10 protein-coding genes and 1 other RNA gene are annotated in these 8,845 nt (G+C 44.1%); 7 read left to right on the forward strand and 4 right to left on the reverse strand.

Translation table 11 applies throughout. The features are described 5' to 3' along the window. Nucleotides 1-8: 8 nt before the first annotated feature. The 3 genes from tnaA (at nucleotide 9) to bamE (ending at nucleotide 3,924) form a co-directional block, all read left to right on the forward strand. Nucleotides 9-1,427 (forward strand): tryptophanase, encoded by a 1,419-nt coding sequence (gene tnaA / locus AACU59_RS01220; RefSeq protein ID WP_017043367.1) that lies wholly within the window; start codon nucleotides 9-11, stop codon nucleotides 1,425-1,427. Nucleotides 1,428-1,755: 328 nt separating this feature from the next. Next, nucleotides 1,756-3,420, forward strand: a complete 1,665-nt coding sequence (recN, locus tag AACU59_RS01225; RefSeq protein ID WP_094145133.1) for a DNA repair protein RecN — start codon at nucleotides 1,756-1,758, stop codon at nucleotides 3,418-3,420. Nucleotides 3,421-3,564: 144 nt separating this feature from the next. Beyond that, on the forward strand, nucleotides 3,565-3,924 hold the full coding sequence (bamE, locus tag AACU59_RS01230) for an outer membrane protein assembly factor BamE (RefSeq protein WP_094145132.1): 360 nt from the start codon (nucleotides 3,565-3,567) through the stop codon (nucleotides 3,922-3,924). A gap of 111 nt (nucleotides 3,925-4,035) precedes the next feature. Here bamE and AACU59_RS01235 read toward each other — a convergent pair whose 3' ends face one another. Together AACU59_RS01235 and AACU59_RS01240 are read right to left on the reverse strand one after the other, a co-directional pair. Further along, nucleotides 4,036-4,338 carry an RnfH family protein gene (locus AACU59_RS01235; RefSeq protein WP_010319507.1) on the reverse strand — a complete coding sequence of 101 codons (303 nt, stop codon included), beginning with the start codon at nucleotides 4,336-4,338 and terminating at the stop codon, nucleotides 4,036-4,038. After that, nucleotides 4,338-4,769, reverse strand: coding sequence for an SRPBCC family protein (locus tag AACU59_RS01240; protein WP_013857438.1), 432 nt, complete (start codon nucleotides 4,767-4,769; stop codon nucleotides 4,338-4,340). The genes AACU59_RS01235 and AACU59_RS01240 overlap by 1 nt, the downstream gene beginning before the upstream one ends. Nucleotides 4,770-4,885: 116 nt before the next feature. On the opposite strand from AACU59_RS01240, the gene smpB reads away from it, so the two are divergent. The 4 genes from smpB to AACU59_RS01260 all read left to right on the forward strand — a co-directional run bounded on the left by smpB (nucleotide 4,886) and on the right by AACU59_RS01260 (nucleotide 7,520). Beyond that, the gene (gene smpB, locus AACU59_RS01245) at nucleotides 4,886-5,371 is read left to right on the forward strand and encodes an SsrA-binding protein SmpB (protein WP_013857439.1); all 486 of its coding nucleotides are present in this window, start codon (nucleotides 4,886-4,888) and stop codon (nucleotides 5,369-5,371) included. A 67-nt stretch (nucleotides 5,372-5,438) separates the two neighbouring features. Further along, nucleotides 5,439-5,805, forward strand: a transfer-messenger RNA (tmRNA) gene (gene ssrA, locus AACU59_RS01250). A gap of 165 nt (nucleotides 5,806-5,970) precedes the next feature. Then, a complete protein-coding gene (locus tag AACU59_RS01255) occupies nucleotides 5,971-7,215 on the forward strand; it encodes an integrase domain-containing protein (RefSeq protein WP_094145131.1) in 1,245 nt (414 codons plus the stop codon). A gap of 2 nt (nucleotides 7,216-7,217) precedes the next feature. Then, the gene (locus tag AACU59_RS01260; RefSeq protein ID WP_094145130.1) at nucleotides 7,218-7,520 is read left to right on the forward strand and encodes a hypothetical protein; all 303 of its coding nucleotides are present in this window, start codon (nucleotides 7,218-7,220) and stop codon (nucleotides 7,518-7,520) included. Between the two features lie 72 nt (nucleotides 7,521-7,592). On the opposite strand, the gene AACU59_RS01265 is transcribed toward AACU59_RS01260, so the two are convergent. Then, nucleotides 7,593-8,249: a hypothetical protein gene (locus AACU59_RS01265; protein ID WP_094145129.1), complete on the reverse strand. Its 657-nt coding sequence runs from the start codon at nucleotides 8,247-8,249 to the stop codon at nucleotides 7,593-7,595. A gap of 42 nt (nucleotides 8,250-8,291) precedes the next feature. Continuing rightward, a partial coding sequence (locus tag AACU59_RS01270) for an IS3 family transposase (RefSeq protein WP_141195600.1) occupies nucleotides 8,292-8,845 on the reverse strand: 554 nt, incomplete at its 5' end.

Here is an 8,845-nt window from a genome sequence, read left to right on the forward strand (position 1 = left end):
GTATTATCATGGAAAACTTTAAACACTTACCAGAACCCTTCCGCATTCGTGTTGTTGAACCAGTAAAACGTACAACGCGTGAATATCGCGAAGAGGCCATCCTTAAAGCGGGTATGAACCCATTTCTTATCGATAGTGACGATGTATTTATTGACCTTCTCACTGATAGCGGCACAGGCTCTATTACTCAAAGAATGCAAGCAGCAATGCTAATGGGTGACGAAGCTTACAGTGGCAGCCGCAGCTACTATGCGCTGGCGAATGCGGTAAAAGATATCTTCGGTTATGAGTTAACTATCCCAACTCACCAAGGCCGTGGTGCAGAGCAAATCTATATTCCTGTTCTAATTAAAAAGCGTGAGCAAGAAAAAGGCCTAGACCGCTCAAAAATGGTGGCGCTGTCTAACTACTTCTTCGACACCACTCAAGGTCACACTCAGGTTAACTGCTGTGTGGCGAAAAACGTCTATACCGAAGATGCGTTCGATACGTCTGTCAATGCAGATTTCAAAGGTAACTTTGATATCGCGAAACTGGAAATGGCGATTGAAGAAGCAGGGCCTGCGAACGTACCTTACATTGTCAGCACGATTACTTGTAACTCTGCCGGTGGTCAGCCTGTCTCTATCGCTAACTTAAAAGCGGTATACGAGATTGCTCAACGCTACGATATTCCTGTCATCATGGACTCTGCGCGTTTTGCTGAGAATGCTTACTTTATTCAGCAACGCGAACCGGGTTATCAAAATTGGACTATCGAAGAAATCACTCGTGAAACCTATAAATACGCAGATGGTTTAGCCATGTCTGCTAAGAAAGATGCAATGGTTCAAATGGGTGGTCTGTTGTGTTTCAAAGATGAATCGATGATGGACACTTACACGGAATGCCGCACGCTTTGTGTGATTCAAGAAGGTTTCCCTACTTATGGTGGTCTTGAAGGTGGTGCAATGGAGCGTCTTGCTGTCGGTCTATACGATGGCATGCGTCAAGACTGGCTAGAGTACCGTATCGGCCAGGTTCAGTACCTTGTTGATGGCCTAGAAGCCATTGGGGTTGTGTGTCAGCAAGCTGGCGGCCACGCAGCATTCGTTGATGCAGGCAAACTATTACCTCATATCCCTTCGCATCAATTCCCAGCTCATGCTTTGGCCTGTGAACTCTACAAAGTAGCCGGTATCCGCGCGGTGGAAATCGGTTCGCTACTATTAGGCCGTGATCCTGCAACGGGTAAACAACACCCTTGTCCTGCTGAGTTGTTACGCCTAACCATTCCTCGTGCTACTTACACTCAAACGCACATGGACTTCGTTATCGAAGCATTTGGGAAAGTAAAAGAGAATGCCCACAACGTGAAGGGACTCGATTTCACCTACGAGCCACAAGTGCTACGCCACTTCACAGCCCGTCTAAAGGAAGTTGAATAATAACTAACTAAAGCGCGCCTAATTGGCGCGCTATTTCCTTCTAAATCGAGCAAAACAAAATCTATAAATTTAGCGGGATTTTTTGTGAACCTCGTCAAACTATTTAATGAACATTTAATAATCAATTCAAAACTAATTAACCCATCGAATGAAGTAAAATTCACTAGAAAGCCAGAGCTATCAAGCAACATAAATCACTTCCTGTCGCATGCACTAAACTCAGAGCAGTTTCCAATACTCATAGTGTTCTGACAGGCATCTTTACTGTATAAAAAAACAGTTTATACTGTTCACTTATACAGTGTTGTTTGATTATATAGGTACAGAAATGCTGGCTCATTTAAGTGTGAATAATTTTGCTATCGTTAAATCATTGCAGTTAGAGCTTTCCAAAGGAATGACTACCATTACTGGCGAAACCGGTGCGGGTAAATCCATTGCAATTGACGCGCTCAGTTTATGTCTTGGTGGCCGTGCGGAAGCAGGAATGGTCAGGCAGGGTGAAGAAAAAACCGAAGTCAGCGCCGCCTTTATTTTGGACAATAACCTCAACGCCACGCGCTGGTTGGAAGACAATGACTTGCTCGACCAAAAAGAGTGTATTTTACGCCGAATCATCACCAAAGATGGCCGCTCTCGTGCCTTCATCAATGGCAGCCCTGTGCCTCTTTCACAACTCAAAGCTCTAGGTCAATTACTGATCAACATTCACGGTCAACACGCCCATCATCAACTGATGAAAAGTGAGTATCAAATGAGCATGCTGGACCAATATGCAGGTCACGTGAATCTTGTCAAAGAGACACGCTTAGCCTACCAAATGTGGCGTCAAGCAGATAACCAGCTCAATCAACTCAAAGAAAATAGCCAACAAAACCAAGCTCAAGTTCAACTGCTGGAGTATCAAATCAAAGAGCTCAATGAATTGGCGATTGGTGAAGAAGAGTTCACCGAACTCGAACATGAGCACAGACGTTTAGCCAACAGTGGCGAGCTTGCTACCACTTGCCAGCAAGCCATTGAACTTATTTATGAGGGGCAAGAAGTCAATGCGCTAAGTTTGCTGCAGTCAGCCAACCACGCCTTGCTTGAACTGGCCGAGTTAGATGAAAAACTTGCCACCTTACCCAACATGGTAGCTGAAGCCATCATCCAACTCGAAGAAGCCAACAGTGAACTGCGAAACTATTTAGATAGTATCGATGTCGATCCTGAACGCATGGCTTATGTAGAAGAGCGTTATTCTAAGGTGATGTCGATATCGCGCAAGCACTATATCGCACCTGAAACGCTTTACCACCACCACCAAGATCTGCTCAAACAAATAGAACAACTTGACTGCTCTGAAGATAAATTACAAGAACTGGAAAGTAACGTTGCCAAACAGTATCAGCAGTTTGCAACCTGTGCCGACAAACTGCATAAGTCTCGTAGCCGTTACGCGAAAGAGCTGGATAAATTGATCACCAATAGCATGCACGAACTGAGCATGGAAAAAGCCAAGTTCTGCATCGAAGTTCATCATGAAACAACGCATCCATCACCACTGGGTTTTGACACAGTAACTTTCTTAGTCTCGACCAACCCAGGTCAACCGCTGCAGCCTATCGCTAAAGTCGCGTCAGGCGGAGAACTATCACGGATATCTCTAGCAATCCAAGTGATCACCGCTCAAAAAGTAGATACTCCTAGCCTTATTTTTGATGAGGTCGATGTCGGTATCAGTGGCCCGACAGCAGCGGTAGTCGGAAAAATGCTAAGAACATTAGGTGAATCAACTCAAGTACTTTGTGTGACTCACTTACCACAAGTGGCAGGCTGCGGGCACCAACAACTGTTTGTCAGCAAGCAAGCCAAAGCAGGAAAGACAGAAACACAAATGAAACGGTTAGACAATGAACAACGCGTCGCTGAACTTGCTCGCCTTTTAGGAGGTAGCCAAATCACCGAATCCACCCTTGCTAACGCGAAAGAGCTGTTGATCGCCGCCTAAGCTAACATTTTTCTTTTTAGGTTTGCAACCAAACTCAAAATTTGCAGTCTCAACTAGCTCGTAGCTCAGTCTATTTTTTACTTCTGCTGCGAGCTTGTTTATTATCAGTCCAGTTTTACGACCTATTGGCAAAGAATTTTGAATATGCAGTTAAAAAAGTGGTTAATCGCAGTCCCTTTAGCAATGACAATGCTGAGTGGGTGCTCTTTATTAGAAAAACTCGTTTATCGTATTGATATTAACCAAGGCAACTACGTTGAACAGCAAGCCGTCGATCAGCTCAAGTTCGGTATGAGCAAAGAACAGGTTAGGTTTGTCATGGGGTCGCCGATGCTTATTGAAAACGGTTATCCCGATACTTGGTATTACATTTATCACCACACGGAAGGCCACAAAGAATCGATACAGAAAAACCTGATTGCGACATTTAATACCGCAGGTGCTTTGATGGAAATCAGTGGCGACTACCCTCCTAGCGAACGGTTTTTTGAAGGCGTAAACTGAACGAAAACACGTTCAAACAAATGATACCCAAAGTGCACCTCACAATGAGTGACACTAACGGACAGGGCTCATAACGAGCCCTTTATCTTGCATCCAATACCGCAGCAACGTTTACTGTTGTGCTTTTGCCTGCTCGGCTCTCTTGCGACGGATCTCTTTAGGGTCGGCCAATAACGGACGATAAATTTCAATGCGATCACGGTCTCTGACCGTCGAATCTAGCTTAACGTTACGACTAAAAATTCCGACCTTATTTTTTGATAAATCAATCTCTGGGTAGAGTTCAAGCACACCGGACTGTTGAATTATCGTTTCGACGGTTGAGTTTTTGTCTACCACCAAATTAAGTACTCTTTGCTCATGAGGCAATGCATAGACAACCTCAACATGGATCATCTCAGATTCAATACTCATTACTGATACACCTGTTTCGCTCGTTTGGTAAATGCGTTAACCATATTACTAGTCAATTCATTGAATATCTTGCCAAAAGCCAATTCCACCATTTTGCTCGAAAATTCAAACTCCAGTTTAAGTTCAACCTTGCAGGCCTGTTCATCAAGTGCAGTAAAATACCAACCGCCTTTTAAAGCCTTAAAAGGACCATCGACCAAATTCATCAAAATAGCTTCACTGGCCACCAACACATTCGACGTTGTGAACGTCTTACTTATCCCTGCCTTTGAAACATCCACCGAAGCCACCATCGACAAATCGGAAGATTCAATAACGCGAGAACCAGAACAACCTGGCAAAAATTCAGGATAACGAGCAACGTCATTCACGAGATTAAACATTTGTTCTGCACTAAAAGACACTAAAGCAGAACGACTGACTTGCTTCATATTCTCTCCTCATCACCACCGAAAAAGTCTGGTGTGTAACAATTTTACTTTTATTCTTATCCTACGCAAATAAAAGGATTTCCTAAGCTCAAACCAAGCCGTATAATGCCGCCACTATGGTAAAGAAAAAATCAAACTCAAAAGCAGGTAGCAATACCATTGCTGTAAATAAAAAAGCTCGCCACGAATATTTTATCGAAGATGAAGTAGAAGCAGGCATGGAGCTCCAAGGCTGGGAAGTCAAATCTCTTCGTCAAGGCAAAGCGAATATCGCAGAAAGCTACGTTTTCATGCGAGACGGAGAAGCCTTTGTTTCCGGAATGACAATAACGCCACTGCAGCAAGCATCCACTCACGTGGTTGCCAACCCAACTCGCGTGCGCAAGCTGTTAATCAGCCGCCGTGAACTGGATAACCTTTATGGACGCATCAACCGTGAAGGCATGACACTTATCGCACTATCACTGTATTGGTCTCGCTCTTGGGTGAAAATCAAAATTGGTGTAGCGAAAGGTAAAAAACTGCATGACAAACGTGATGATTTAAAAGAAAAAGATTGGGCAAGAGAGAAAGCACGCGTAATGAAGAGCTCATTGCGTTAATCTTGACCACTTAGACGCAGAAAGCTAGACAGACAAAGGTTTTCTGGTAGTATGCGTCAACACACTTGGGGCTGATTCTGGATTCGACGGGAATTTTGCAGTCTGAGGTGCATGCCGTGGGGCGGTTTGCCACGTTAAAAGCCGCAAAAAAATAGTCGCAAACGACGAAAACTACGCACTAGCAGCTTAATAACCTGCCAAGAGCCTTTCTGCCCTAGCTTCCGCTCGTAAGACGGGGAACAACAGAGAGTCAAAACCAAACAAGCTCGTGCCGCGTCTCCCGCCTGAGAGACAAAGCATTAAAACTAATTCAGGATAGCCATTAGATAGCGTGTCGGTTCGCAGTTTGATGGTGAAATTAAAGATCGAATAAGCATGTAGTACCAATGATGAATGATTTTCGGACGCGGGTTCAAATCCCGCCAGCTCCACCAATACATAGTTTAAAGACGTCCTAGGGCGTCTTTTTTCTTGCCTGTAGCAACGAAAAATCAATAACTTAGCATCCAACAACGTCCAATGCGATTTCATAGCAGCTTTGATTTTTAGGTACACTACAAGGTACACTGATTTTATCGTGTTAATCTGGTGTACCCATCATGGCAAAAAACACAGTAAAGCTGACAGATAAAGAGATCAAAGCCTCCAAACCTAGAGAGAAAGAATATAATCTTTTCGATGGTAATGGCTTGCGACTTAGAATCAAAACTAACGGTTCAAAGCAGTGGATCTTCAACTACTATCGCCCCACAAACGGTAAACGAGCTAACTTAAGCTTTGGAATGTACCCAGACATCTCCCTTTTACAAGCAAGAAAAAGCTTACTTTCTGCCAAAGAGCTGATCGCACAAGGCATCGATCCACAAGACGATCGAAAACGCCAACAACAAGTTCATAAAGAGATCCATGAGCACACCTTTGAGAACGTCACGAAAGACTGGTTTGCCATCAAACAGCACGATGTCACTCCCGATTACGCGATCGATATCTGGCGTTCATTGGAACTGCATATCTTCCCGCACATCGCCAATAAACCGATAAAAGCGATCACGGCACCGGAAATCATCGAGCTACTCAAACCGATTGAAGCCAAAGGTAGCTTAGAAACCGTCAAACGCCTATCTCAGCGTTTGAATGAGGTGATGAACTTTGCCACTAACTGCGGCCTTATCCTAGCAAACCCACTTACTGGTATTCGTGCCGCTTTCAAAAAGCCTAAAAAAGAAAATATGGCCGCATTAGCACCACATGAATTGCCAGAGCTAATGGGGGCAATAGCTAATGCAAGTATTAAACGCACAACTCGTTGCTTATTAGAATGGCAATTACACACCATGACGCGCCCTTCTGAAGCCGCTGGCGCTAGATGGGATGAAATTGAATGGGAAGAGAAAGTCTGGACCATTCCAGCCGAGAGAATGAAAAAAAGAAGAGAGCACCGCATCCCGCTCACAGAGCAGATGCTGGCGCTATTGGAAGTAATGAAACCGATAAGCGGCCATCGAGATTTTATTTTTCCGTCAGATAGAGACCCGAAAAAGCCCTGCAACAGCCAAACGGCTAACATGGCATTAAAACGTATGGGTTTTGCCGGAAGGCTAGTTAGTCACGGTTTGCGCTCACTGGCAAGTACTACACTCAACGAGCAAGGCTTTGATCCTGACTTAGTTGAAGCGGCATTGGCTCACGTGGACGATAACCAGGTCCGCAGTGCCTATAACCGCACTGACTACTTTGAGCGCAGAAAGCCAATGATGTGCTGGTGGAGCGGGCATATAGAAGAGGCTGCCAAAGGCAGCCTCTCTGTAACAGGAAATAAGCAACTAAAAATAATAGGTCAATAATCATGAAGTTACTCAACACTTACGACACCAAAGATGAAGGCGAAGCAGCACTTGCCAAAATCGATGAGCCCAAACGCCTTGCCGGTGAGCGTGACAGTACAGAGACAATATACAACTTATTTGGCATACCAAGTTGGGGAAACTTCTACAAGCTGGGCATGTTTAACCTCGTAGAGCTCAAAGTCATTGTTCAGCAAAAGCAAAACGGCCAGCCCTATGATGAAAAAAAGCACCGTGAGATTCTCACGATGCTTGAGTATGCAGCGAAGAGCTTTGATTTAGAAGTCCCTAAGCATTGGCTATAACTGCCTGCAAGTTCGATACAAAGGAATCTATTAACAGAGACCTTTGTATCGTTACAGGAAGAAACATAGTCACTAGAAAGGACTTATTGAGAATCGTTCGTTTAGCTCCCAAGTACCTTCTTCGTTCGAGACTTTCTTTACAACATCATGTTGTTGTAAATTACATAGGATCGATTGGACGCTTTCTTCATCCAATCTAGTGCGACCGTATGTTCTGCACAGCTTCTCAATCTCATCTAATAACTCGCGTGCATTACGCTTCATTTGTTTTGGAAAGCCTAGCAGAACCAGAGCATCATCAGATGAAAGTTTGATTTCCTTGGTTAAAACCGTTTCTAATGCTCTAACAATTGCGCCTAGACAGAGGACCTCCGAAAGAATACCAATAGAGAAATCACCGTCAACTGATACTACATTCTTCAGTATCTTCATAAATCCTGGTAGTTTTTGATAGCTTGCCCCACCACTTCCATCAGAACCATTTACCGTCAAACACTGTATAAACTGCACCGAGTCATGCATAACGTGAAGCGACTTAGAACGAGTTGATGTCGACCTCTCAGCCCATTTGACCTTGGCTAGCAGCAAGTTCGCTAACTGTTCTTCTGACATGTCATCAACAGATATATGACTGAATGCAAGCATCCTCAAAAACATTTTTTCAAGATACGTGTTGTCATCCATGAACAGGATGTTTCTCTCTTCCAAAAGATCTTGCTGCTCACTCACGTTTAAGAGGTCTGATCTGCTCCAGCTAGACTGGACACTTCATTAAGCGACATTTTGCTGTTCAAAGTTAACTGGGCTTAGATACCCAAGAGCACTGTGCCTTCTCGTCCGATTATAATCAACCTCTATGTACTCGAAGATCGTTTGGCGCATCTGGTCTCTCGTCATAATCGGCTCATTTTGGATTGCTTCAACTTTCATAGAATGGAAGAAGCTCTCAACACAAGCATTGTCCCAGCAATTTCCTTTCCTACTCATACTTTGTTTTAGATTATAAGCAGTTATGAGATCTCGATAATCTTTTGAGCAGTACTGACTACCTCGATCACTATGAACGATAACCTGCTCGGGGAATCCGCGACGGAACAACGCCATTGATAGCGCATCACAGACCAGCGTAGCCGTCATTCTGGTATCCATAGACCATCCAATTACTTGTCTTGAGTAAAGGTCAATAATTACCGCCAAGTACAGCCAGCCTTCGCTTGTCGCTATATAGGTGATGTCTCCAGCCCATTTTTCATTCGGAGCAGATGCGCTAAAATTCTGAGCCAACAGGTTTGGAGCAACAGGCATTTGATGCTTGCTGTCCGTAG

Source organism: Vibrio sp. V23_P3S9T160, from assembly GCF_963886625.1.
GTDB classification, from domain to species: domain Bacteria; phylum Pseudomonadota; class Gammaproteobacteria; order Enterobacterales; family Vibrionaceae; genus Vibrio; species Vibrio anguillarum.